Raw genomic sequence first — 25,678 nt, forward strand, 5'->3', positions numbered from 1 at the left:
ACCTGCATTTTCTTTCGTAATTTCAAGACAGTATAACCGCAATTAACGAATGAAGGATTAGCCGGAAGGGGGATATCAGCGCGAGGAGAGGGATAATGACAATGTATCGTTTTCGCCGGGACGGCGAAGGGAGGCCCGTGGGCCCGGTGAGGCATCAGCCGCCACCGGGCAATGTCAACGGCGCGGGCTTACAGCGCCATATCGTGCTGCGGCGACGTTTCCGCCTTCGGCTCTGCCGGTTTGGCGGTCATCACCGGCGCGGTGGCGTTCATCTCAATTACCGGCGGTTTGGTCAGCTGCAGCGCAGCCGCGGTGTCATCCCAAACCTGCTGGGTCAGCGCGACGTTGCCGTTCAGCTTCTGACCGTAGCTCGGTACGATATCGTGAATACGGCGCTGCCATTCCGCCGAATTAAACTGCTCAGGGAACATCTGCTTAATCACGTTCAGGGTAATCGGCGCGGCGGTAGAAGCCCCCGGCGAAGCGCCCAGCAGCGCGGAGATGGTTTTCTGCTCGTCGACCACCACTTCGGTGCCCAGCTTCAGCACGCCGCCCTTCTCTGCGTCTTTTTTGATGATCTGTACGCGCTGACCGGCCTGAATCAGCTTCCAGTCCTCTTTACGCGCGCTTGGGTAATACTCTTTCAGCGCCGCAAAACGATCGTCGTCGCTCAGCATCACCTGGCTGATGAGGTATTTCACCAGATCGAAGTTGTCCAGACCCACGTGGGTCATCGGCAGCACGTTATCGGTGGTGGTGGTGCTCAGCAGGTCGAGGAACGAACCGTTTTTCAGGAATTTGGTCGAGAAAGTGGCGAATGGCCCAAACAGCACCACGCGCTTGCCGTCGAGGAAACGGGCATCAAGGTGCGGAACCGACATCGGCGGCGCGCCCACCGAGGCCTGACCGTAAACTTTTTGCTGGTGCGCTTTGGTCACCGCCGGGTTTTCGGTCATCAGGAAGGAACCGCCTACCGGGAAGCCGGCGTAATTATCCGCTTCCGGAATACCTGTTTTTTGCAGTAATTTCAGCGCGCCGCCGCCGGCGCCGATAAATACATATTTCGCATCGATCGCCTGCTCCTCGCCGCTATTCACGTTTTTAATCGTGACGTGCCAGGAATTATCGGCGTTGCGTTTAAAATCGGTGACTTCTGAAGAAGTTTGCAGCGTGAAGTTGTTATTTTTCTTCAGGCTACCGATCAGCTGGCGGGTTATTTCCCCATAGTTAACGTCGGTACCCACCGGGGTCCAGGTCGCCGCAACGCGCTGCTGCGGATCGCGCCCTTCCATCACCAGCGGCGCCCACTCTTTTATTTGCGCGTGGTCGGTAGAGAATTTCATCCCCTGGAATAACGTAGTCTGCTGCAGCGCAGCGTAGCGTTTTTGCAGATAATCGACGTTATCTCCCCAGACGAAACTCATGTGCGGGGTGGAGTTAATAAAGGAGTGCGGATCGTGCAAAATGCCGCGTTTGACCTGCGCCGTCCAGAACTGGCGGGAGATCATAAACTGTTCGTTAATATCCAGCGCTTTGCTGACGTCGATGGTGCCGTCCGGGCGTTCCGGCGTATAGTTCAGCTCCATATTCGCCGAGTGTCCGGTACCGGCGTTGTTCCAGCCGTTAGAGGACTCCAGCGCGACGCCATCCAGCTTCTCAACCATGACCTGCTTCCAGTCCGGCTGGAGTTCATGCAGCCAGGTCCCCAGCGACGCGCTCATAATGCCGCCGCCAATCAGCAGGAAATCGGTTTTTTTCGAGGTATCGTCATTTGCGAAAGTCGCCGTACTGACGAACATCGCTAATGCGGTCATAGATATAATCGTATTTTTAATTGCAGGCATAATAGAAATATCACATAGCACAAGTGTAATAAGAGCGGACATATTAACGCACTTTTACTTTATTTTAAAATATCATTTACACTTTCGCACACATAGCTAATTACCATTAACCTGGTTTTTTAACTTAAAAAAGTAAAAACAACGCCGACATGGAGAATAGGGAAAGCAATAGCGATTTACCCGCGCAGGAATAAAAAAAATAAAAGGATAAAAGGTGGGGAATAACGCCAGCGCTATAGGCGAATTAAATTATCACCCGGCGCGAATACGCGCCGGGTGCGTTCATTCAGGCGACCGTCTGCGCCGCGCGCAGCGCAATCCGCAGATGGTCGTTATGCTCTGCCAGCAGCTCGCGCGCCTGCCAGGCATCCAGCCCGCTGAGTAACATGAATATCGCCGTCCGGCAGTGCTGATTGCAGCTGGCCAGCGCGGCTTTGGCCTCGCTGCGCGAGCACGCCGTCGCCGCCATCACGATGGCTATCTGCCGCTCGGCCTCGTGCGGGGTACTGGCCTGCAGATCGACCCGCAGATTTTGATATACCCGTCCCGCGCGAATCGCCAGCCCGGTGGTCAGCATGTTAAGGATCTGCCGCTGCGCGATTTGCGCTTTCGGATTACCAAAGCCCGCCACCGCCTCCGGCCCGGTTTGCGGGGCGATGATGATATCCGCCAGCTGCGCGGCTTCGCTCGCGGCCTGCTGCGTCACAACCGCAATCGGCGCGCCCAGCGACCAGGCGTGGCGCATCGCGCCCCAGACCCATGGCGTTTTACCGCTGACCGTCAGCGCCAGCAGCATATCCTGGTTGCTGAACTGCAGCGCCTGAAGTTCAAAAGCCCCAAGGTTGTAGTTATTCGCCGCGGCGTCCCGCTCCTGGCGGGCGGCGGTCGGCCCGCCGGCAATCAGCCCGACCAGCGAATGTTTTCCCTCCGGGGTAAATTCACTCACCGCCTGCACGGCGGCATGGCCCGATGCCCCGGCCCCCACAATCACCAGCCGCCCTCCTCGGCTGAGCGTCGCCGTCGCGTTATCAATCAGGCGCGCGATCGCCGGCAAACAGGCCTCAATGGCATCGGCAATCCGCTTATCATCCTTGTGCAGCAGCGTCAGCATATCGAGGGTGGCAAGACTATCAATATGGGTGGTTTCAGGGTGGCGTCGTTCCATCATTGAAGCGGTTGGCTTACTGCTCATAAAAACCTCCATTTAAACGCGAAAGAACCTTCTGGGACGAAAGCGCAGGCCTGAGGCAAACCCTTTCATTGACCATGGCTATTAATGGCAGTGTAAAGCTTAAGCGACGCGCTTTACCGCCACCGGAGTCACAGTTTTCGCCTCCCTGAAGCCATTCAGCTGCCGATTGGTCGTTATCCAACCACAGGCGCGACGAGGTTAAGCTAAGACGTCAAGGATGAATTAGCGCAGGGTCAGCCCGCCATCAACGGCGTACTGGCCTCCGCTGACGAATGACGCCGCGTCGGAAAGCAGAAACAGCGCCACTTCAGCCGCTTCAGCCGCCGTCCCCTGACGGTGAAGCGCCAGGCGACTGACCACCGAGGCTTCAAACTCGCGGCGCGCCTCATCGCGCATAAAATGACGAAAATCGGTATCAATCGGACCGGGAACCAGGGCGTTGACGCGGATATTTTTTTCCCCTAACGCCGATGCCCAGCAGCGGGTTAATGAAATCAGCGCCCCTTTTGTCGCCGAATAGAGGCTCGCCGCCGCGGCCCCCTCATAAGCGGAAGTGGATGCCGTCACCACCACCGAGGCCCCCGGATTAAGCTTCCCGGCGAGCGCCGCCATCTGAAGAACCGGCCCGCGCACGTTGGTCGCCATCATGTGATCAAAGGCCGCGGCATCAATCTGCGATAGCTCCCCAACGGCGGCATATCCAGCATTGAGCCACAGACCATCAAGCCCGCCGGAGGCGTGAATTTCCTTGGCCAGCGCCGCGCCGGTCAGGGGATCGCTGGCATCGTTGTCGATGACCCTGGCCCGATCCGAGAGCTGTCGGCGTAGCAGCGCCAGCCGCCGGGGATCGCGCCCGGTAGCAATCACCCAACCGCCTTCGCGATCGATACGCTGTGCTCCGGCAAGCCCGATCCCGCTGGTCGCGCCGGTGATAAGAACTCTTTTTGCGCTAAATCTCGCCATCGTCGTTTCCCCTGTCCGTTAAATGATATTCATCAGGATGGTAACCAGCGAGGGACTATTTGATAATATGCCTATTATCAACAAGACTGTTTGGGGAAATCGCCATAATGCGGGGAAGTGATTTTGCGGAATTAAAAGCCTTCGCGATGGTCGTTGAGCAAGGCAGCTTTACCCGGGCGGCGGCGCACCTCGGCGTTACGACCTCCACCTTAAGCGCAACCGTCCGCCGACTTGAGGAGCGCATCGGCGTACGTTTATTACACCGAACCACGCGCAGCGTCGCGCCGAGCGAGGCCGGTAAACGCATGATGCAGCGGCTGGCCCCTGCGCTGGCGGCTTTCCAGGACGCGGTGACCGATGCCCAGACGGCCAGCGCGCCTGCGGGCCGCCTGCGCCTCAATGTTTCGCGCATCGCCGCGATTCATTATCTGGCGCCGGTACTGGGCGGCTTTATGCAGCGCTACCCCAAAATTGAGCTGGATATCGTCACTGATGACGCTTTGGTCGATATCGTTTCGGCAGGTTTCGATGCCGGAATTCGTCTCGGTGAAAAGCTCCATCAGGATATGGTTGCCGTCAGGCTGAGCGGTGACCTCGAAATGAAAGTCGTCGCCTCGCCGCGCTACCTGGCGCAGGCGCCGCAGCTTCATAAACCGCAGGATTTGCTGCAGCATCCCTGCCTGACCTATCGAAGGCCAAGCGACGCCAGCGTGTATCGCTGGGAGTTTCAGCGCGACGGCGAAAGCTGCGAGATTGCGGTCAAAGGCCCCATCGTGGTCGATGAGCCGGCCATGCTGACGCCATTGGCGCTCGCAGGCGCAGGCGTTGCGTATCAGTTTGCCCATCAGGTTGATCCCTGGCTGGCGACGGGCCAGCTGGTTCAGCGATTAAAAGAGTGGACCCCGGCTTTCCCCGGTTTTTACGTTTACTACCCCAGCCGTAGGCAAATGGCATCGCCGCTGCGGACGTTTATCGACTATCTGCTGGCCGTCGGCGGCAGATAGCGACCGCCTGCTTGGCGGTCAGGCTGATTTTGCTTTTATTACACGGCTTTATGAAAGGTGCTGGTTCAGCGATAATACCTGTCTAAACGTTTTGTCCTGGGGTGGGTATGAATGAATTCGCGCAGCCGGCATCGCCCGCGCGTAAACGCGCAATGAGTATGAAGCTGAGCACCGCCGTGACCTTAATGATCGGCAGCGTCATCGGTTCAGTACTGATTCTGGTCTATGCCCTGTGGTTTATGCAGATTAGCGGCGCAACCCGCGACGGCGTCAAAGATACGGCGCTGGCGGTGGCGCGGACGCTGGCCGACGCCCCGGAAGTCAAGCGCGGCCTGACGCTGCCGCCGGAGAGCGGTATTATCCAGCCGCTGGCGCTGGCCGTCGCCAGACGCAATGGCCTGCTGTTTGCCGTCGTCACCAATATGGACGGTATTCGCTACTCGCATCCCAATAGCCAGATTATCGGCAAACCCTTTATCGGCGAGGACATCCGGCCCACGCTGGCGGGCAAGGAGAACGTCGCCGTCAACCACGGCGTGCTAGCTCCGGCGCTGCGGGTCTTCACCCCGGTGTTTGACGACAGCCGCCGGCAAATCGGCGTGGTGGCGATTGGCATTTCGCTGAGCAAAGTGGATACGCAGATCGCCGCCAGCCGCTGGGACGTGATCCTGACCGTGCTGTTCAGCGCGGTTGTGTGCGCCGTCGGCACCTGGAGCCTGGTCCGCGGCCTGAAGCGTGTTCTGCTGGGCCTCGAGCCGCAGGAGATCTCAACGCAGTTCCAGCAGCGCCAGGCGATGCTGCACTCTTTAAAAGAGGGCGTGGTGGCAGTGGACGCCGACGGCCAGGTGACGCTGATTAACCCCGCCGCGCGCGATATCCTGTTCAGCGGCCCCGATAGCGACATCGCGCAAACGCCGCTGCTGGCGGATTTGCAGGAGGTTCTGCAAACCGGCGAGCCGATTTACGATCGCGAGCTGGGGTGCAACGGTCTGCTGCTGATCAGCAACACGGTTCCCGTTCGCGACGAGGATGACGTGGTCGGCGCGATCAGCACCTTTCGTGACAAAACCGAAGTTAGCCAGCTGCTGCAGCGGCTCGACGGGATGGTGAACTATGTCGATGCCCTGCGCACCACGTCGCATGAATTTATGAATAAGCTGCACGTGATTCTCGGCCTGTTGAATATGAAAAGCTACGACAAGCTGGAGGAGTACGTGCTGCAGACCGCCCACACCTATCAGGCGGATATCGGCGAAATCCAGCACCGGATTAAATCACCGGTGGTGGCCGGCTTTTTGATCGGCAAAATTCAGCGCGCTAAGGAGCGGGGTTTTACCCTCACCCTCGCCGAAGAGAGCCTGGTGCCCGACTGCCCGAATGAAAAACAGATCACCGTGCTGGTGACGGTGCTGGGCAATTTAATCGAGAACGCGCTGGATGCCATGAGCGGGCAGGCCGAAGGCGAGGTCAGCCTGCTGCTGCACTATCAGAACGGCTGGCTAAGCGGCGAAGTCAGCGATGATGGTCCCGGTATCCCGGAAGCCTTTATCGATGATATTTTTAATAAGGGCTTCTCGACTAAAGGCGAAAACCGCGGCGTCGGGCTGTTTCTCGCCAGCCAGCAGCTTCGCGAACTCGGCGGATCGCTGGCCGTAGAATCCGAACCCGGCGTGTTTACCCAATTTTTCGTTCATCTCCCGTGGGACAGTAAAAGGAAAAGTGCGTGATAAATGTATTAATTGTTGACGATGATGCCATGGTTGCCGAACTGAACCGCCTGTACGTGGGGCGAGTCAGCGGCTTCCGCTGCAGCGGCACGGCGTCGACGCTGAGTAAAGCCAGGGAGATGGTTAACGACAAGGATCTGGAGATCGATCTGGTGCTGCTGGATGTCTACATGCAGCAGGATAGCGGTCTCGATCTGCTGCCCGCCATTCGCGCTTCCGGGCGGGCTATCGACGTGATAATGATTACCTCTGCCGCCGACGCCGCGACGGTTCAGGCTTCCATGCGCTACGGCGTGGTGGACTATCTGATCAAACCCTTCCAGTTTCCGCGTTTTGAAGAGGCGCTGACCGCCTGGCGCGAAAAACGCAAGTTGATGACCGGTCAACCCTATTATGAACAAGCGGACGTCGACCGGCTGCTCCACGGCGGCGTGCCGGAAGCCGCCGATTCGCGCAAGTTACCAAAAGGCCTGACGCCGCAGACGCTGCGTACCCTCTGTCAGTGGATTGATGCCCATCCGGATGTGGAGTTCTCCACCGACGAGCTGGCGGCAGCGGTAAATATATCCCGGGTATCATGCCGTAAATACCTGATTTGGCTGGCGCAAATTAACATTCTTTATACCAGCATTCACTATGGCGCCACCGGACGCCCGGTGTATCGCTACCACCTGATAGCCGAGCAGTACGGCCTGCTTAAGCAGTACAGCCAGTAAGCCGGTAGCCGTCATCCAGCAGTTGAAAGCGGAAATGGCGCTGTGAAGAGAGGATAACGTCGCGGTTTTTGGTGACGAAAATCGCTTCGATATCCTCGCGCTGGCGCAGCGCCGCGCATCCCTTCTCTACGCCGAGGCCGTAGATCAGGGTGGTCCAGATATCGCCGTCCAGCGAGTCGGCGGAAATAATCGTTACGCTTTCCAGCTCGTTATCCAGCGGGTAGCCGCTGCGCGGGTCGAGAATATGGTGCCAGCGTTTGCCGTCCTGCTCAAAGTAGCGTTCGTAAATGCCCGAGGTCACCACCGATTGCCCCGCCACCGCAATGCTGCCAATCAGCGCATCCGCCGCCGAGTACGGTTTTTTCAACCCGATAGACCATTCGCCCAGCGTGTGGACGTTGCCGCCGAGATTAATCAGCGCGGCGCTCACGCCCTGTTGCCGCAAATAATCGCGCACCCGGTCGGCGATATAGCCTTTCGCGATGGCCCCCAGGTCAATCTCCATTCCCGCGCGGGCAAGATAGACGCTGCCGGCGGCGTCATCGAGGATTATATCCTGCGGACGCGTTAACGTCAGGCGAGCGGCAATGTCCTGTGCGGCGGGCACGCTCTGCCCCTGGAAGCCGATGCGCCACAGCTTCACCAGCGGACCGATCGCCAGGTTAAAGGCGCTGTCCCGTACCATGCTAGCGGCTTTGGCGCATTTAATCAGCGCATACACCGGGCGGCTCACCGTCACCGGATGCCGCCCGGCGGCATGGTTGATATCCATCACCTGGGACTGCGCGCGGTTAACGGTGAAAAGATCTTCATAGCCTTTAATCAGCTGAAAGACGCGGGAGGCGAGCGGTTCATCGTGAACGTAGAGCTTGAGGAGAATGGGCGACCCCATCAGTACGGCGGAGTAGCTGTAGACGCGGTTGTCGGACATATCGCCCTCCTCAGAGAGATAAGAAGCCGGGCCGTCAATTTGCCAGCCCGGCGGGGGTCGCTGACGCTTAACTTCTGGCGCGTTTCGCCGCCTGATGGCCCGCGAGGGTCCCGAAGATAATGATATCGGCCACCGCGTTGCCGCCGATGCGGTTACCGCCGTGAATGCCGCCCACCACTTCGCCCGCGGCAAAAGCGCCCGCAATCACCTGATGACCGGCGTTTAGCACCGCGGTATCGGTGTTAACGGTCACGCCGCCCATCGTGTGGTGAACCCCCGGGGCGATACGAATCGCATGGTAAGGGCCTTCATTGATCGGCGCGCGCAGCGCGGTGGTACGGCCAAAGTCATCGTCATGCTGTTTTTCAACGAAGCCGTTGTAGCGCTCCAGCGTATTGAGGAAAGCATGGTAATCCATCCCCAGTTTCTCCGCCAGCTGGCGCGGCGAGCTGGCGCTGGTGACGAAACCTTTGGCGATGTACTCGTCGGCGGCTTTGTTTTTCGCCCGCACGTGCTCGTCAAAGACGATATACGCGAAGTGTTCAGGCAGCGCGATAATCGCGGCGGAGACCTTATCGCGGGTCTCCATTTCGTTGAAGAAGCGGTTGCCCTGCGGGTTCACCAGAATCGCCCCGCCGCCGCGAATCGATTCGGAAATCAGATACGAGGTTTGCTGCTCGACGGTCGGGTGGATCTGGATTTCGCCCATATCCACGGTGCCCGCGCCGATGCGTTCAAGCAGCGCGATACCGCCGCCGGTGGCCCCTTTATGGTTGGTGGTCACAAAACCCGCCAGATCCGGGCGGTATTTCACCACCATCGCGCTGTTGGCGCTGAAGCCGCCGGTGGCCACCACAATGCTCTTCGTCTGTACCACAACCGATTCGTTTTCATCGGTGAGCAGGCGCACGCCGCTGACCTCATCGCCGCTCATCAGGATCTCTTCCACCGACGTATCCAGCAGGACATCGATACCGCGTTTGGTGATATTACGCACCAGGCCGCTGATCAGGTAGCCGCCGACCGCCGACCCGTCGCGCGGACGGTGGGTACGGTCGATGCTCATCCCGCCGGTGGTGGTGATATCGTTAAGCATAATGCCGCGACGCGCCAGCCACTCAATGGCTTCCGGCGCATTCTCCACGAAGCGGCGCAGCAGCTGCGGATCGTTTTTGTTTTTGCCGCCTTTCAGCGTTTCCTGGTAGAACAGCTCTTTGCTGTCCTCGATGCCTTTTACGCGCTGGAAGCGGGTTTCTGCGGCATTCATCCCGGCAGAGGCTTTGATGGTGTTGCCGCCGATGGTCGGCATTTTTTCAACGATCAGAACGCTCGCGCCTTCATCGTGCGCCTGGATCGCCGCCGCCAGACCGGCTCCGCCGCTGCCGACCACCACCACATCGTAGCTTTTCGGCGCCGCATCGCCCGCGCCCTCTTCGGCGGCCAGCGCTTTACTGGACTTCAGCATCGCTTTGGAAACCGCCTTTTTCACCGCTTCGCTCTGGCTGGTCGCGCCGGAAATCGCATCCACGTGCGGGGTGTTGGCGCTGAGGATCCGCTCGCGGATCTCTTCAAAGCTGGTGGTGAACTCGACGGTCTGTACCGGGCTCGCCGCCAGGGCGATATCGGCGATGCGGTCGTTTTCCAGGCTGACGTTGATCACCAGTTCGTTGGCGTCGTCCTGAACGGTTTCGACGAACATCCCCGGTTTGAATTTGGCGTCGCCCATGCTCATATCGCGGATCATCGCCTCCACCAGCGAGAAGCGCCACAGCGGTTCCGGAATGTTCAGCGCTTCGCGCTGGGTGCTGTCAATAAATAGTTCCAGCTCTTCGCCGGCGGCAATGCGCGCGGTCCAGTCAGGATACGCGATACAGGCGCGGCCCACCGCCATCAGGTCGTAGCCGTGATCCAGCCCCTGCCCGGCATCGGCCGCGTTAACCACGCCGCCCACGCCCATCACCGGCACTTGCGCCAGGGTTTCAGAGCGCATGGCGCAGTATTTTTCAATCAGCGGCGTGGGATCGCTGGTATCCACGATAGAGGGGCGCAGCGTGGCGCCAACCGAGAAGTGGAGATAGCCCACGCCGCGGGCGGCCAGTTTTTCCAGCAGGTACATGGTGTCAGCAAAACGGATGCCGGGGACTTCCATCTCTTCCGGGGAGAAACGGTAGCCGATAATAAAGGCGTCGTCGGCGTACTGGCGGGCCATTTTGTGGGTGATGTCGAGCACCGCCAGCGGGAACCTGGCGCGATTATCGCGGCTGCCGCCCCACTCGTCGTCGCGCTGGTTAGAGTTTGGTGAATAAAACTGCTGGATCAGATAGGTGTTCGCGCCGTGAATTTCGACGCCGTCAAAACCGGCCTGAATGGCGCGGCGTACGCCTTCGCCAAACTTCGCGATCATACCTTCAACTTCTTCCCCGCTCAGAGCACGCGGCGTGGCTGCGCCATCGCGCGGCGCGGCGATTGCGCTCGGAGCGACCGGCTGGCGTCCGCCGATAAGCTGCGGGTCGACCATCCGGCCGCCGTGGTAGATCTGCAGAATCGCTTTTGAGCCTTCGGCCTTGATCGCCGCGGCGATTTTCGCCAGACCGGCCACTTTCTCATCATTATCGATACCGATAGCGCCGGGGAACGCCAGACCGTAATCATCGATAAAGCAGCATTCAACGATAATGGCGCCGATGCTGCCGGCGCGAGCGCGGTAGTACTCCACCAGTTCACTGGTCACGGTACCGTCAAAATAACCGGTGCAGGTGGTCATCGGCGCCATCAACAGGCGGTTTTTTAGCTCGGTGCCGTTCGGTAAAGTAAAAGGGTGTAAAATTCGTTGGTTACTGGTCATCATGACGCTCCAGATTTTAAATATTGAAAATTCAGAATTGGGTGACGGAATTATTTATACTTGTATTTAGTAATCCCTTAAGTCATGCCAATAATATAACGCTATTTTTAGTTACTAAAGTAATTACGTTAGTTAAAAAACTATTTAATACCAGCAATAACATCACTACCTCCTTTGTATTATTAATTAAAAATATTTTATTCACACAACAGAGATAAACGATAACAAATCGGAAACCATTGTTAACACATCCAGCTCAAGCAAAAGAAAATAAAAATATTACAATTCAAATAGATAAAATTAAAACTCATTATGCAAATCAATTAAAATTTAACATTTAGTCATATTCCCCACAAATTAACACCTCACTAAACAGGGTTATCCGCAATAATAAAAAAGTGTCTGACAACCCGCTTTTCTTGATCTCAATCAATTGCAACGGCGCATGAAAGCGCAATATATAAATAACCAAATATTTTAATTTAGCGCTCAGTAAACTGCGTTAAATAACGGTCAGCGCAATAACCACAACCGACAATTAATAATTAAAGAAACTTTCGAAACTAAAGAAATCGGACGGTTAGCCGGTGACAAAAACTTATTTTTAACTACTTGCAGATACTCATTATGAAAGAGAAACAGACAACCATACCGCCTGCCGGTGCAGCAAAAAATGCTGCTTATAAACGTCTGCTGATGATGGCGATGCCCATTATCGTTGCCGTTTTACTCTTATTCGTCCCGGTGCCTGAAGGGCTCCCCCCTTACGCCTGGCACTACTTTGCCATTTTCGTCGGCGTGATCGTCGGTCTGATCTTCGAACCGCTGCCCGGCGCGGTGATTGGTATTACCGGCGTCGTGGTCATCGCCCTGTGCAGCCAATGGCTACTCTTTAGCCCTGAACAGCTGGCCGCGCCGAACTTTAAGCTTGCCGGCGCCTCCTTCAAATGGGCGGTGAGCGGTTTCGGTAACTCCACCGTATGGCTTATCTTCGGTGCTTTCATGTTTGCCGCCGGCTACGATAAAACCCAGTTTGGCCGCCGTCTGGCGCTGATTCTGGTGAAATATCTCGGCCGCCGCAGCCTGACGCTGGGCTACGCCATTACCTTCGCCGACCTGCTGCTGGCGCCGTTCACGCCGTCCAATACCGCGCGCAGCGGCGGGACCATCTACCCGATTATCGCTAACCTGCCGCCGCTGTACGGCTCTAAACCTAACGACCCAAGCGCGCGCCGCATCGGCTCCTACCTGATGTGGGTGGCGATCACCGCCGCCTGTATCACCAGTTCGATGTTTCTCTCTGCGCTCGCGCCGAACCTGCTGGCGCTGGCGCTGGTGAAAAGCATCGTCGGCATTAATATCTCCTGGGGCACCTGGTTTATCGCCTTCCTGCCGCTGGGTATCCTGCTGATTCTGACGATGCCGCTGCTGGCCTACTGGTTCTACCCGCCGGAAGTAAAGGTCAACGATGAAGTGCCGCTGTGGGCCGCCCGCGAGCTGGAAAAACTGGGCCGCCTGTCGCGCAATGAAATCCTGCTGCTGGTCTTCGTCTGCTTCGCGCTGATGATGTGGATCTTCGCCGCCGAATGGATTGAACCAGCGCTGGCCGCCCTGCTGGTTATCGTGCTGATGCTGTGGACCGGCGTGCTCTCGTGGAACGATATCACCAGCAACAAAGCGGCGTGGAATACCTTTGCCTGGTTCGCCACTCTGGTGGCGCTGGCCGACGGCCTCTCCTCCACCGGTTTTATCGCCTGGCTGGGTAAAGAGGGCGGCGCGCTGATGAGCGGTATCTCCCCGGGCGTCGCGACCGTCGTCCTGCTGCTGGCGTTCTACCTGCTGCACTATCTGTTTGCCAGCACCACCGCGCACACCACCGCACTGCTGCCGGCGATGCTGACTATCGCCTCCACCATTCCGGGGATGAATATGCAGGTCTTCGTGCTGCTGATGGTGACTTCGCTCGGCGTGATGGGGATCATCACCCCTTACGGCACCGGCCCCAGCCCAATTTACTACGGCAGCGGCTATCTGCCGACCAAAGACTACTGGCGTCTCGGCACGATTTTCGGCGCCATCTTCCTGGCCGCCCTGCTGCTGATTGGCTATCCGTGGATGTCCATGATGTTCTGATTCATAACCGTCGGGCTGAACCCCGGCGGTTTTACTCTTAGGGAGCAAAGCAATGTCGACTAAACCGTTTGTCTATCAGGAAGCGTTTCCGCTGGCAAAAGATAAGACTGAATACTATCTGCTAAGCAAAGAGCACGTCTCCATCGCCGAATTCGAAGGCCAGGAGATCCTCAAAGTAGACCCTCAGGCCCTTACCCTGCTGGCGCAGCAGGCTTTCCACGATGCGGCGTTTATGCTGCGCGTGTCCCACCAGAAACAGGTCGCGCAGATCCTTCTCGACCCTGAAGCCAGCGATAACGATAAGTATGTGGCGCTGCAGTTCCTGCGCAATTCTGACATCGCCGCCAAAGGCGTGCTGCCCACCTGCCAGGATACCGGCACGGCGATTATTATGGGCAAGAAAGGCCAGCGCGTGTGGACCGGCGGCGGCGATGAAGCGGCCCTCGCCCGCGGCGTCTATAACACCTATACCGAGGACAACCTGCGCTATTCGCAGAATGCGCCGCTGGATATGTATAAAGAGGTCAACACCGGCACTAACCTGCCTGCGCAAATCGACCTCTACGCTACCGACGGCGAGGAGTACAAATTCCTCTGCATCGCCAAGGGCGGCGGCTCGGCGAATAAAACCTATCTGTACCAGGAAACCAAAGCATTAATTACGCCGGCGAAGCTGAAAAACTACCTCGTCGAGAAGATGCGCACCCTGGGAACCGCCGCCTGCCCGCCGTACCATATCGCGTTCGTCATTGGCGGCACTTCGGCGGAGTCCACCCTGAAAACGGTTAAGCTGGCCTCTACCCACTATTACGACGAACTGCCGACCGAAGGTAACGAGCACGGTCAGGCCTTCCGCGATATTCAGCTGGAGCAGGAACTGCTGGCGGAGGCGCAAAACCTCGGTCTTGGGGCGCAGTTCGGCGGCAAATACTTCGCGCACGATATCCGCGTCATCCGCCTGCCGCGCCACGGCGCGTCGTGCCCGGTGGGCATGGGCGTCTCCTGCTCGGCGGATCGCAATATCAAAGCCAAAATCAACCGCCACGGTATCTGGATTGAGAAACTGGAGAGCAACCCGGGACAGTATATCCCTGAACACCTGCGCCAGCAGGGTGAAGGCAGGGTCGTCAGCATCAATCTTAATCAGCCGATGAGCGAGATTCTGGCCCAGCTTTCCGCCCACCCGGTCTCGACGCGTCTGACCCTCAACGGCACCATTATTGTGGCCCGCGATATCGCCCATGCGAAGCTGAAGGAACTTATCGATAACGGTGAGGAACTGCCGCAGTACGTCAAAGATCACCCGATCTACTACGCGGGTCCGGCGAAAACCCCGGAAGGCTATGCGTCCGGCTCCCTTGGCCCCACCACCGCTGGCCGCATGGACTCTTACGTCGATTTGCTGCAATCCCACGGCGCAAGCATGGTGATGCTGGCCAAAGGCAACCGCAGCCAGCAGGTCACCGACGCCTGCCATAAGCACGGCGGTTTTTACCTCGGCAGCATCGGCGGCCCGGCGGCGGTGCTGGCGCAGCAGAGCATCAAGAGCCTGGAGTGCGTGGCCTATCCTGAACTGGGGATGGAAGCCATCTGGAAAATCGAAGTGGAAAACTTCCCGGCGTTTATCCTCGTGGATGACAAAGGCAATGACTTCTTCCAACAGATCCAGAATAAGCAGTGCGCGGGCTGTTCACAGCAAAGAGGGTGATATTAACCGCCCCTGGCGGCGGGTCACTGTCGAAGGCCGTCGCATGACGGCCTGAGATGAGCGACAAACCTGCCGGGTGGCGGCTAAACAGCATCCATCTCATCAAATACCTGCTGCGCCAGGTGCATCGTGGCGTTGGCGGCGGGCAGGCCGCAGTAGAGCGCGGAGTGCATAATCAGCTCTTTTAGCTCATCGCGGGTGACGCCGTTGTTAAACGCCGCGCGCAGGTGCATTTTTAGCTCAGCTTCGCGGTTCAGGGCGATCAGCATGGCGATGGTGATCATGCTGCGAGTATGGTGATCGAGCCCCGGCCGGGTCCAGGTCTCTCCCCAGGCGTAGCGGGTAATGAAATCCTGGAACTCTTCATTCAGCGGCGTCAGCTTTTGCAGCGTCTTATCGACATGGGCATCGCCGAGCACCTTGCGCCGTACCTCCATTCCCCGCTGATAACGCTGCTTATCGTCCATGCTTTTCCCCCTGAACAAAACCCAGCAGCGCCGAGCTAAACGCTTTCGGCGCTTCGATATTCGATAGATGCGATGCCGCCAGTACAACCACTTCAGAGACCGGGATCTGCTGATGCAGAAAATCGGCATCCGCCACCGTTGTGACAGGGTCACTTTCCCCGGCGACAATCAGCACCGGAATCGGGATCTGCGCGACTTCTGCGCGCAGATCGGCGGCGGCCAGCGCTTCACAGCAGGCCGCATAGCCTTCCGCATCGATATGGGTCAACTGGTGACAGAGCGCGGCCACCACTTCCGGCGTCTTCTGACGAAACGCGTGGGTAAACCAGCGATCCGCCGCGCCTGCGGCGACAACATCCATACCTTCCTGACGCACCGCGCGGGCGCGCGACAGCCAGCTTGCCTGGTCGCCAATACGCGCGGCGGTGTTGGCGACGACCAGCCCGTAAAAACGTTCCGGAGCAAAGCGTCCCAGCCACAGACCGGTCAGACCGCCCATAGAAATTCCGCAAAACCAGGCTTTGGCAATATTAAGATGATCGAGTAGCGCAACCACATCTTCGCCGAGCTGCGCCAGCGTCACTTTACCGTTTTTACGCGTGGCGCCATGACCGTGGGTATCGTAGCGCAGCACGCGAAAATGCTGCGTCAACGCCTCAAGCTGCGGCTGCCACATCGCCCGGGTGGTGCCCAGCGAGTTGGAGAGCACGATGACCGGCGCGTCTTGCGGCCCATCAATCTGATAATCAACATTCATGAAGTTGTTCCTTATAGCGCGCCACAACCTGGCGCACGAAGAGTGCCGCGCTGCCGGTCGCCGTCGTCGGATCCAGCAGTTGGGTTAAGCGGTCGGCGGAGAGATGTTCACTGACCTGCGGATCGTTTTCCAGTACGCTCTGCAGCGAACATGACGTATCCAGCGCCTGACGACACAGCGCCTCAATGCGATGATGAGCATCGGCTTTGCCGATAAACTCCGCCAGCGCCAGGGTCACGGCCTCCGCCATAATCAGGCCATGGGTGATCTCAAGGTCGGCGCGCATTTTAGGCGGGAAGACCTGCATATCGCGCACCAGCGCTTCGCTCTGCGCCAGCGCGCCGCCGACGAGGGTCATCAGCTCCGGCAGCGTTTCCCACTCCGCCTGCCAGCCGCCCAGCGCCCGCTCATGCTGCTGGATCTGCCCGGTATATAGCGTCGCCACCAGCCCCGGCGTACGCTGGGCGGCGGTCAAAATAGCGGCGCAGGCGATGGGATTGCGTTTGTGCGGCATGGTGGACGACCCGCCGCGCCCTTCAGCGACCGGCTCCGCCACTTCCGCCACTTCGCTTTGCATCAGCAGCGAAAAATCATTGGCGAATTTACCCAGCGTGCCGCAGACCCCCGCGTACCACGCTCCCACCTCCAGCAGCCGGTCACGCTGACTGTGCCAGGGTGTGTCCGGCAGCTGCAGGTCGAGGGTTTTCGCCAGCGCGATGGCGACCTGCGGCGCCTGGGTTTTAAGGGAGTCCAGGGTACCCGCTGCGCCGCCAAACTGCAGGGCCAGCACCCGCGAGCGCATCTCCCGCAGGCGAGTCTGCCAGCGCAGCAGCGCATCCAGCGTCCCGGCAAGCTTAAGGCCAAAGGTCACCGGTAGCGCGTGCTGCATCCAGGTCCGGCCCGGCATCACCGTATCCTGATATCGCTGTGCCTGGCTGGCCAACGCGTCGAGCAGACGCTGCAGCAGGGACTCCGTTTCCGCCAGCGCCCCGCGCAGCTGCAGGATAAAGCCGGTATCGATAGCGTCCTGGCTGGTCGCCCCCCAGTGAAGGTAGCGCGCCGCCGCTTCATCCCGTTCCCTGACCCGCGCGGTCAGCTGTTTGACCAGCGGGATCGCCAGATTTCCCGCGCTGGCGGCGGCCTGCCCCAGCGCGGCAAAATCGATGTTTTCGTGCCGGCAAGTCTCAAGAATCGGGGTCAGGGCCGCCTGCGGCACCAGGCCGCATTCGACCTGGGCGCGCGCCAGCGCGGCTTCAAAATCCAGCATCCCCTGCACCCGCTGCGCGTCGCTGAACCAGGCGGTCAGCGGACTGGTGCGCATCATCGGGGTCAACAAACTCATTGTGGCTCCTTAAACGCGTTCAATAATCAGCGCGATCCCCTGACCGACGCCGATACACATGGTGCACAGCGCATAGCGCCCGCCGGTACGGCGCAGCTGATACGCTGCGGTCATTGCCAGACGACCGCCGGAAGCCCCCAGCGGATGCCCGAGGGCAATCGCGCCGCCGTTAGGGTTGACGTACGCCGCATCGTCGGGCAGGCCCAGATCGCGCGTCACCGCCAGCGCCTGAGCGGCAAAGGCTTCATTCAGTTCAATGACGTCCATCTGCCCAAGCGTTAGCCCGGTTTGCGCCAGCACCTTACGTACCGCCGGCGCCGGGCCAAATCCCATAATTCGCGGCGCAACGCCTGCCGTCGCGACGCCCACTACGCGCGCCAGCGGCTGTAAATCATTGGCGGCCAGCGCCTGCTCGCTGGCGAGCAGCAGCGCACAGGCGCCGTCGTTAACCCCGGAGGCGTTACCCGCCGTCACCGTACCGTCGGGGCGAACCACGCCGCGAAGCCTGGCCAGCGCTTCCGCCGTGGTGGTGCGCGGATGCTCATCGCGGCTAAAGAGCAGCGGTTCGCCCTTGCGCTGCGGCACCGAGACGGCGATCAGCTCGTCGGCAAAACGCCCCGCCTCCTGCGCCGCCGCCGTACGCAGCTGGCTACGCAGCGCAAACGCATCCTGATCCGCCCGCGAAATGGCGAAATCGTCCGCCACGTTTTCCGCCGTTTCCGGCATCGAATCCACGCCGTACAGCGCTTTCATCTGCGGGTTAATGAAGCGCCAGCCGATGGTGGTATCTTCCATCCGCATCGTGCGGCTAAAGGCGCTTTCGGCCTTGCCCATCACAAATGGCGCCCGCGACATGCTCTCCACGCCGCCGGCGATCATCAGTTGAGTTTCGCCGCTTTTAATCGCGCGCGCTGCGATGCCGATCGCATCAAGGCTGGAACCGCACAGGCGGTTAACGGTACTGCCCGGTACGCTTTCCGGCAGTCCGGCCAGCAGCAGCGCCATACGCGCGACGTTGCGGTTATCTTCCCCCGCCTGGTTGGCGCAGCCGTAAATCACATCATCAATACGCGCCGGATCGAGTCCCGGGTTGCGTTCCAGCAGCGCTTTCAGCGGCAGCGCCGCCAGATCGTCGGCGCGCAGGGTGGCCAGGGTACCGCCAAAGCGGCCGAACGGCGTGCGCACCGCATCACAGATAAATGCCTGATTCATCATAGGTTCCTTACGCGCTTTCCGCCAGTTGTGCAAAAGTCAGCGCCACCGGAGTGATGCGCTGCAGTTCCTCAAAAGAGAGGCCGTTGAAGATTTCCCGCACCACCGGGCCGCTTTCGCTGATATCGATAACCGCCAGGTCGGTGTAAATCCGGCTGACGCAGCCAACGCCGGTCAGCGGATAGGTGCAGTGCTCTACCAGCTTGCATTCCCCGTCGCGGGTCAGGTGATCCATCATCACGAAGACCTGACGAGCGCCAATGGCCAGATCCATCGCCCCGCCAACCGCCGGAATCGCGTCGGGCGCGCCGGTGCTCCAGTTCGCCAGATCGCCGCTGGCGGAAACCTGATAGGCGCCGAGCACGCAGATATCGAGATGGCCGCCGCGCATCATGGCGAAGGAGTCGCCGTGGTGGAAATAGCAGCCCCCCTCAAGCAAAGTCACATACTCTTTTCCGGCGTTAATCAGCTCCGGGTCCTCTTCCCCCGGCAGCGGTTTCGGCCCCATCCCCAGCAGGCCATTTTCGCTGTGCAGAAAGATTTCTTTATCAGCGGGAAGATAGTTAGCAATGCGGGTAGGCAAGCCGATCCTCAGATTGACGTAAGCGCCTTCAGGTATATCGCGAGCCACGCGCTGGGCCATATCATCGCGAGTCAGTTTTTGCATAATGGGGTCCTCAGGCGCTTTTAGCGGCAATCAGGTTTTCCAGGGAGAAGACGCGCTGAACAAAAATGCCCGGGGTAATGATGCTCTCTGGGTCAAGGCTACCGAGGGGCACCAGCTGCGAGACTTCCACGATAGTGGTTTTCGCGGCGGTCGCCATAATCGGGCCGAAGTTGCGCGCCGCCTTGCGGTATACCAGGTTTCCCCAGCGGTCGCCTTGATGGGCTTTGATCAACGCAAAGTCGGCCTTGATAGGATATTCGAGCACATAGTGATGCCCGTCGATCTCGCGAGTCTCTTTCCCTTCCGCCAGCGGCGTACCGTAGCCGGTTGGAGTGAAAACCGCGCCGAGGCCAGCCCCTGCCGCCTGAATACGCGCGGCGAGGTTCCCCTGCGGAACCAGCTCCAGCTCGACTTTGCCGCGGCGATAGAGATCGTCGAAAATCTGCGAGTCGACCTGACGCGGGAACGAGCAGATCATTTTGCGCACCCGCCCGGCCTTCAGCAGCGCCGCCAGGCCAACTTCGCCGTTGCCCGCATTATTGTTGATAATGGTTAAATCGCGGGCCCCCTGTTCTATCAGGGCATCTATCAGGTACGTCGGCTGCCCGGCGGGGCCAAAACCGCCAATCATTATGGTCGCTCCGTCGTGGATCCCAGCGATGGCATCACGTAGCGTCGACACGCTTTTATCAATCATCAGGTCGCTCCTGTATGTGCGGTAATCGCACTTTTATTCGTTGTTCGCACAAAATGTGACCCGCTTAACGATGTCGGTCAAGGGCGATAATCGAAATATGGTGCGATAATCGAACATCATGTATGTTTAGCGAAAGAATGTGATCGGCGGCAAATATGGAGAAGAGCATGGAGAAACATCCAGACGATTTACTGACGGGCGATAGCGATCCGTTTAAGGGCGATCCGAACTTTATGGCTTCGCTGGCGCGCGGGCTGGAGGTGATCCAGGCGTTTACGCCGCAGCGCCCGCTGCTCTCTATTTCGCAAATCAGCCAAAAGACCGGCATTCCGCGCGCGGCGGTGCGCCGCTGCCTGTATACGCTGAGCAAACTGGGCTTTGTGTACGCCGAAGATGGTAAAAATTTCCAGCTGCGGCCGAAAATTCTGGCGCTGGGCCACGCGTGGCTGGCCTCCACGCCGCTGGCGCGCTCGGCGCAGCCGGTGCTGAAGCATTTAAGCGAAATGCTCAATGAGTCTTGCTCAATCGCCACTCTCGACGGCGACGATATTCTTTATATCGCTCGCGCATCCAGCTCGCGCATTATGACCATCGATCTCGATATCGGCAGCCGTCTGCCCGCCTGGGCGACCTCGATGGGGCGCGTACTGCTGAGCTATCAGCCGGAGGAGAAGCTGAACGATATGCTGGGCCGGGTCACCATGATTCGCTATACCCCGCAAACCGTCGATTCCGTCGCGAAGCTGCGCGCCGAGCTTAAACGCGTCCATCAGCAGGGGTACGCGCTTAACGATCAGGAGCTGGAGATGGGGCTGCGCTCGCTGGCGGTGCCGCTGTTTAATCCCCAGGGGCAGATTCAGGCGGCGCTTAACGTCGGCGTGCATGCCGGACAGGTTTCCGCGCAAGAGATGCTGGCGCGGGTGTTACCCGAGCTACAAAAAGCAGCCCGGGAACTGACGCTGCTGATGCGCTAGCGGCTATGTTTAGCGTGGCGCTCCCAGTTTTCCTGCTTAGCCTCCGCCGATTTACGCAGCGCCACGTAGCAGGCGCCGCTGCCGCCGTGGTGCGGTAACGCTGCGCAGAACGCCTGGACTTCCGGGAGTTCCACCAGCCAGCGCGCCAGGTAGCTGCGAATAATATTGGCGTGGGCGTTATCGTCGCGCCCTTTGCCATGAACGATCAGCACATTGCGCAGCCCCTCCTTTCGCGCCTGAACCACAAAAGCAAACAGCATTTGTCGGCACTTTTCGACCGGCTGGCGCAGCAGATTGAGGCTTGCCTGCTGGCCGTACTTGCCGCGCCGGAGTTTCTCCAGCACGCCGCTTTGCAGGCCTTCGCGCTTGAATTCCAGGGCGGTTGCCAGCGGCACGATATCGAGATAGCCGGTGGTCAGGAAGTTATCAAGCTGCAGGGTGTCAACCCGCTGCACGGCGCGGGTCTTGCGCTCGGGATGCCAGTGAACGTCGTTATGACGTTTCAGAGGCTGAACGTCCTCCATGGCGCCAAGAAATAGGGATTTGTCGTCAAGGTTCATGCGCGCTCCTCCAGCTACAACCGGGAAGTTACTATAGCCGCCTCGCGCTTACCCCTCAACGCGTTTAACACCCTCCGCCGGTAAATCGGGCGTCGACGCGATCAGGGAAACAGTTGACGGCTTTGACGACGAAACAGCGTGATTAATGACGCCGTTAAGGGCGTCTGCCGCGTATCGCGGCGCTGAATCAGATAATAGGTGGCTTTGGGTAACGCTTCGCGAATGGGGATCATCACCAGCTTATCCGCCATCATCGGGTCATTGCCAAGTTCGACCGGCAAAATGCTGAGAAAATCACTTTTCACCACCAGGCTAATACACGAAGAGAAGGTCTCGCAAACGATATCCACCTTTGGCGCCAGTCCGGCCTGGTTAAACATCTCCTGCAGCTGTTTGAAGTAGCTGCCGCGCGGCGTCGGCATCGTCCAGTGGCGATCGAGCAATGCCGTCAGTGAAGTGGCTTTTGCCGCCGGGTGACCGGCGCGGGCGAATACCGCGAAGGGTTTCTCAAATAGCTTTTCAAAACTGAATTCATGATCGTACGGGCCGGGATAGTAAGTATTGATGGTGAAATCCAGCTCACCCTGGCGCAGTTCATTAATCATCGCCAGCAGTTGTCCTTCCATAATCCGCACCTTCACCAGCGGATGCTGCTGGTGAAAGCGGCAAATGACCGACGGCATCAGCGAGCGCGCTACGCTGGCGCCAAGACCGATATTAATCTGCCCCGCCTGCTCGCCCTGACGCTGCAGCAATTCATCCTGCGCCGCCCGCAGCTCTTCGAGGATCAGGCTCGCATGTTGATAAAAGCTTTCGCCGTTTTCAGTCAGCGCCACCCCCTGGCTACGGCGCACAAACAGCTGCGCGGAGAGGCCCTCTTCCAGCTCTTTGATCGCTTTGGTCAACGCCGGCTGCGAAATCGCCAACGCCCGGCTGGCGCCACGAATGCTCCCTTCACGCGCAACCTCAACGAAGGCGCGAATGTGATGAAATTTGATCTGAAATGACATATCGCAAGTGATAACCAGTGTTTATCAGACAGAAGAAAATGACATCTACTGTAATCGATCGTGCTGTGGCAGGTTAAGGATGAGAGCGCATGAAATACGGCAGTGATAAGCAAAAGCTATCACTTCGTGAACACCATCACAGTTTTTGATTATGACAGGAAAGGTTATGCCGCAACTTTATGATTTCATCAACCAGCTGGCGCCAAAAATGACCGAATGGCGTCGCGATTTTCACCTGCATGCGGAATCCGGCTGGCTGGAGTTCCGCACCGCCAGCAAAGTGGCGGAGATACTTGACGATCTGGGTTATCAACTGGCGCTGGGTCGCGACGTTATCGATGCCGATAGCCGTATGGGCCTGCCTGATGAAGAGACCCTGGCGCAGGCGTTCCAGCGCGCCCGCGCGCAGGGTGCGCCGGAGCGCTGGCTGCCGGCGTTTGAAGGGGGCTTCGCCGGGGTAGTGGCGACGCTCGACACCGGGCGGGCGGGGCCGACGCTGGCGTTTCGCGTCGATATGGATGCGCTCGATCTCAACGAGCAGCATGACGATAGCCACCGTCCGCATCGCGATCGTTTTGCCTCCTGCAACGAAGGCATGATGCATGCCTGCGGCCACGACGGTCATACCGCAATCGGCCTGGGGCTGGCGCACGTGCTCAAGGAATATGCCGTGCAGCTCAACGGGACGATCAAGCTGATTTTCCAGCCGGCTGAAGAAGGTACCCGCGGCGCGCGCGCCATGGTGGCTGCGGGCGTACTTGATGACGTGGACTACTTCACCGCCATTCATATCGGTACCGGCGTCCCTGCCGGCACCGTCGTTTGCGGTGGCGATAACTTTATGGCCACCACCAAATTCGATGTGCAGTTCAGCGGCGTCGCCGCCCACGCTGGCGGTAAACCTGAAGATGGACGTAATGCGCTGCTGGCAGCGGCCCAGGCCGCCCTTGCCCTGCATGCCATCGCGCCGCACAGCGCCGGGGTGTCAAGGGTTAACGTCGGCGTCATGCAGGCCGGTACCGGGCGTAACGTGGTTCCCTCCTCCGCGCTATTAAAAGTCGAAACCCGGGGCGAAACCGACGCTATTAACCAGTACGTCTTTGAGCGGGCCAAACAGGCGATCGCCGGCGCGGCGACGATGTATGAAGCCAGCTACCAGCTGCACCTGATGGGCGCAGCCACCTCCAGCGCCCCGTCGCCGGCGTGGGTGGACTATCTGCGCCAGCAGACGGCCCAGGTCCCAGGCGTTAAACAGGCCGTCGATCGTATCGCTGCCCCGGCGGGCTCCGAGGATGCCACCCTGATGATGGCCCGGGTCCAGGAACGCGGCGGTCTCGCTTCATACATGATTTTCGGCACCGAACTGAGCGCCGGCCACCACAACGAAAAATTCGATTTCGACGAAAGCGTGATGACCCAGGCCGTCGCCACGTTAGCGCGCATCGCCCTGAACTTTCCCTGGCAGCGAGGTGTGTAATGGAACAGGTTTATCAATTTGTCGATGACGTTATTGAGGGGCGGCGCAACGATTTTTGCGCCATTGCCGATGATATCTGGGATCATCCGGAAACCCGCTTCCAGGAGTTCTGGTCCGCCGCGCGTTTGGCCGATGCGCTGGAAGCGGAAGGTTTTCAATTGACCCGCAATGCCGGCGGGATCCCCAACGCCTTTATCGCCAGCTTCGGCGCAGGCCAGCCGGTGATTGCCCTGCTCGGCGAATTTGACGCCCTGGCGGGGCTCAGCCAGCAGGCTCACTGCGCAGCGCCCGCGTCTCCAACGCCGGGGGAAAACGGCCACGGGTGCGGGCATAATCTGCTCGGTACGGCGGCGTTCGCCGCCGCGGTCGCCGCCAGGAACTGGCTGCAGCAGCACGGCGGCACCGGCACCCTGCGCTTCTACGGTTGTCCCGGTGAGGAAGGCGGCTCCGGCAAGACCTTTATGGTTCGCGAGGGATTATTCGACGACGTCGATGCCGCCCTGACCTGGCACCCGGAAGCCTGGGCCGGGATGTTCAGCACCAGCACCCTTGCCAACATTCAGGCGGCATGGCGGTTTACCGGCACCGCGGCGCACGCGGCGAACTCGCCGCATTTGGGCCGCAGCGCGCTGGATGCCGTGACGCTGATGACCACCGGCAGCAACTTCCTTAACGAACATATTATCGAAAAGGCGCGGGTGCACTACGCCATCACCGATACCGGCGGCGTCTCTCCTAACGTTGTCCAGGCGCAGGCGGAAGTGCTGTATCTCATTCGCGCCCCGGAAATGGCCGACGCCCAGCAAATCTTCGCCCGGATCGAAAAAATCGCCCAGGGCGCCGCGTTGATGACCGAGACCAGCGTTAGCTGCCGCTTCGAAAAGGCCTGTTCCAGCTATCTCCCCAACCGCACGCTGGAAGCGGCGATGTATCAGGCGGTATGCCATTACGGCACGCCGCACTGGAGCGAGGAAGAGCGGGCTTTCGCCGCCGAAATTCGCGCCACCCTGAGCGCGAACGATATCAATAACAGCCTGAAAAACATTGCCGGCACCGGTGACGAAGAAGGGAAAGCGTTCGCCCGCCGCCACCGCGAGACGATCCTGATCGATGAAGTGGCGCCCTGGTCGGCTACCGATAACATCCTTGCGGGCTCTACCGACGTCGGCGACGTAAGCTGGAAAGCTCCCGTAGCCCAATGCTTCAGCCCCTGCTTTGCCGTCGGGACGCCGCTGCATAGCTGGCAACTGGTGAGCCAGGGCAGAACCTCCATCGCTCACAAAGGGATGCTTCTGGCCGGGAAAATACTGGCGGCAACGGCCATTCGTTTGTTCAGCGACAGACCGTTACTGACAGTCAGCCGGCGGGAACTGGCGCAGGTCTTAGCCGAAAGGCCCTACCGGTGCCCCATCCCGCAGGACGTCAAGCCTTCGATTTTAAAATAATAAAAGC

General features: G+C 59.2%; 21 protein-coding genes. 8 read left to right on the forward strand and 13 right to left on the reverse strand.

Annotated features, from left to right (window positions below; all coding sequences use genetic code 11):
• Positions 1-188 precede the first annotated feature (188 nt).
• The 3 genes from mqo to BWI76_RS16075 form a co-directional block, all read right to left on the reverse strand.
• On the reverse strand, positions 189-1,844 hold the full coding sequence (mqo, locus tag BWI76_RS16065) for a malate dehydrogenase (quinone) (protein ID WP_004135591.1): 1,656 nt from the start codon (positions 1,842-1,844) through the stop codon (positions 189-191).
• A gap of 286 nt (positions 1,845-2,130) precedes the next feature.
• Positions 2,131-3,036 (reverse strand): N-acetylmuramic acid 6-phosphate etherase, encoded by a 906-nt coding sequence (locus BWI76_RS16070; RefSeq protein WP_004135589.1) that lies wholly within the window; start codon positions 3,034-3,036, stop codon positions 2,131-2,133.
• Positions 3,037-3,258: 222 nt separating this feature from the next.
• A complete protein-coding gene (locus BWI76_RS16075; RefSeq protein WP_064371789.1) occupies positions 3,259-3,999 on the reverse strand; it encodes an SDR family oxidoreductase in 741 nt (246 codons plus the stop codon).
• Between the two features lie 107 nt (positions 4,000-4,106).
• On the opposite strand from BWI76_RS16075, the gene BWI76_RS16080 reads away from it, so the two are divergent.
• From BWI76_RS16080 to dcuR, 3 genes are all read left to right on the forward strand, one after another.
• Complete coding sequence (locus BWI76_RS16080) at positions 4,107-5,003, forward strand: LysR family transcriptional regulator (protein WP_064371790.1); 897 nt, start codon at positions 4,107-4,109, stop codon at positions 5,001-5,003.
• Positions 5,004-5,110: 107 nt separating this feature from the next.
• Positions 5,111-6,730 (forward strand): sensor histidine kinase, encoded by a 1,620-nt coding sequence (locus BWI76_RS16085; RefSeq protein ID WP_049086138.1) that lies wholly within the window; start codon positions 5,111-5,113, stop codon positions 6,728-6,730.
• Entirely contained in the window at positions 6,727-7,446 is a 720-nt protein-coding gene (gene dcuR / locus BWI76_RS16090; RefSeq protein ID WP_004119659.1) for a two-component system response regulator DcuR, read from the forward strand. Before BWI76_RS16085 ends, dcuR begins: the two co-directional genes overlap by 4 nt.
• On the opposite strand, the gene BWI76_RS16095 is transcribed toward dcuR, so the two are convergent.
• Together BWI76_RS16095 and BWI76_RS16100 are read right to left on the reverse strand one after the other, a co-directional pair.
• Positions 7,427-8,377: an FAD:protein FMN transferase gene (locus BWI76_RS16095; protein ID WP_064371791.1), complete on the reverse strand. Its 951-nt coding sequence runs from the start codon at positions 8,375-8,377 to the stop codon at positions 7,427-7,429. The two genes, dcuR and BWI76_RS16095, sit on opposite strands and share 20 nt — an antisense overlap.
• Positions 8,378-8,444: 67 nt before the next feature.
• Positions 8,445-11,222, reverse strand: a complete 2,778-nt coding sequence (locus BWI76_RS16100; protein WP_004135582.1) for a flavocytochrome c — start codon at positions 11,220-11,222, stop codon at positions 8,445-8,447.
• A 627-nt stretch (positions 11,223-11,849) separates the two neighbouring features.
• Between BWI76_RS16100 and BWI76_RS16110 the strand changes: the two genes are divergently transcribed.
• Positions 11,850-13,355, forward strand: coding sequence for an anion permease (locus BWI76_RS16110; RefSeq protein ID WP_004135580.1), 1,506 nt, complete (start codon positions 11,850-11,852; stop codon positions 13,353-13,355).
• Between the two features lie 52 nt (positions 13,356-13,407).
• The gene (gene fumA, locus BWI76_RS16115; RefSeq protein WP_064342768.1) at positions 13,408-15,063 is read left to right on the forward strand and encodes a class I fumarate hydratase FumA; all 1,656 of its coding nucleotides are present in this window, start codon (positions 13,408-13,410) and stop codon (positions 15,061-15,063) included.
• A gap of 83 nt (positions 15,064-15,146) precedes the next feature.
• Here the strand turns inward: fumA and pcaC are convergent, their stop codons facing one another.
• From pcaC to BWI76_RS16145, 6 genes are read right to left on the reverse strand one after another with little or no spacing between them, the layout of a single operon-like run.
• On the reverse strand, positions 15,147-15,530 hold the full coding sequence (pcaC, locus tag BWI76_RS16120) for a 4-carboxymuconolactone decarboxylase (protein WP_004135574.1): 384 nt from the start codon (positions 15,528-15,530) through the stop codon (positions 15,147-15,149).
• Entirely contained in the window at positions 15,520-16,287 is a 768-nt protein-coding gene (pcaD, locus tag BWI76_RS16125; protein WP_064371792.1) for a 3-oxoadipate enol-lactonase, read from the reverse strand. Before pcaD ends, pcaC begins: the two co-directional genes overlap by 11 nt.
• Entirely contained in the window at positions 16,277-17,629 is a 1,353-nt protein-coding gene (locus BWI76_RS16130; RefSeq protein ID WP_064371793.1) for a 3-carboxy-cis,cis-muconate cycloisomerase, read from the reverse strand. The genes pcaD and BWI76_RS16130 overlap by 11 nt, the downstream gene beginning before the upstream one ends.
• Positions 17,630-17,638: 9 nt before the next feature.
• On the reverse strand, positions 17,639-18,841 hold the full coding sequence (gene pcaF / locus BWI76_RS16135; RefSeq protein WP_004135572.1) for a 3-oxoadipyl-CoA thiolase: 1,203 nt from the start codon (positions 18,839-18,841) through the stop codon (positions 17,639-17,641).
• A gap of 10 nt (positions 18,842-18,851) precedes the next feature.
• The gene (locus BWI76_RS16140) at positions 18,852-19,508 is read right to left on the reverse strand and encodes a 3-oxoacid CoA-transferase subunit B (RefSeq protein ID WP_084402796.1); all 657 of its coding nucleotides are present in this window, start codon (positions 19,506-19,508) and stop codon (positions 18,852-18,854) included.
• 10 nt (positions 19,509-19,518) lie between these two features.
• A complete protein-coding gene (locus BWI76_RS16145; protein WP_064371795.1) occupies positions 19,519-20,205 on the reverse strand; it encodes a 3-oxoacid CoA-transferase subunit A in 687 nt (228 codons plus the stop codon).
• Between the two features lie 167 nt (positions 20,206-20,372).
• Here BWI76_RS16145 and BWI76_RS16150 point away from each other — a divergent pair, with 167 nt between their 5' ends.
• Positions 20,373-21,179: an IclR family transcriptional regulator C-terminal domain-containing protein gene (locus tag BWI76_RS16150; RefSeq protein WP_004135569.1), complete on the forward strand. Its 807-nt coding sequence runs from the start codon at positions 20,373-20,375 to the stop codon at positions 21,177-21,179.
• Here BWI76_RS16150 and smrA read toward each other — a convergent pair.
• Together smrA and BWI76_RS16160 are read right to left on the reverse strand one after the other, a co-directional pair.
• A complete protein-coding gene (gene smrA / locus BWI76_RS16155) occupies positions 21,176-21,739 on the reverse strand; it encodes a DNA endonuclease SmrA (RefSeq protein ID WP_004135568.1) in 564 nt (187 codons plus the stop codon). The genes BWI76_RS16150 and smrA overlap by 4 nt on opposite strands.
• Before the next feature lie 101 nt (positions 21,740-21,840).
• Positions 21,841-22,749, reverse strand: a complete 909-nt coding sequence (locus BWI76_RS16160) for a LysR family transcriptional regulator (RefSeq protein WP_004135566.1) — start codon at positions 22,747-22,749, stop codon at positions 21,841-21,843.
• Between the two features lie 166 nt (positions 22,750-22,915).
• Here BWI76_RS16160 and BWI76_RS16165 point away from each other — a divergent pair, with 166 nt between their 5' ends.
• Both BWI76_RS16165 and BWI76_RS16170 read left to right on the forward strand, forming a co-directional pair.
• A complete protein-coding gene (locus BWI76_RS16165; RefSeq protein WP_064371796.1) occupies positions 22,916-24,226 on the forward strand; it encodes a M20 family metallo-hydrolase in 1,311 nt (436 codons plus the stop codon).
• Positions 24,226-25,671 carry a M20 family metallopeptidase gene (locus tag BWI76_RS16170; RefSeq protein ID WP_064371797.1) on the forward strand — a complete coding sequence of 482 codons (1,446 nt, stop codon included), beginning with the start codon at positions 24,226-24,228 and terminating at the stop codon, positions 25,669-25,671. Before BWI76_RS16165 ends, BWI76_RS16170 begins: the two co-directional genes overlap by 1 nt.
• Positions 25,672-25,678 lie beyond the last annotated feature (7 nt).

Origin of the sequence: Klebsiella sp. M5al, from assembly GCF_002090195.1 — a bacterium.
GTDB classification, from domain to species: domain Bacteria; phylum Pseudomonadota; class Gammaproteobacteria; order Enterobacterales; family Enterobacteriaceae; genus Klebsiella; species Klebsiella grimontii.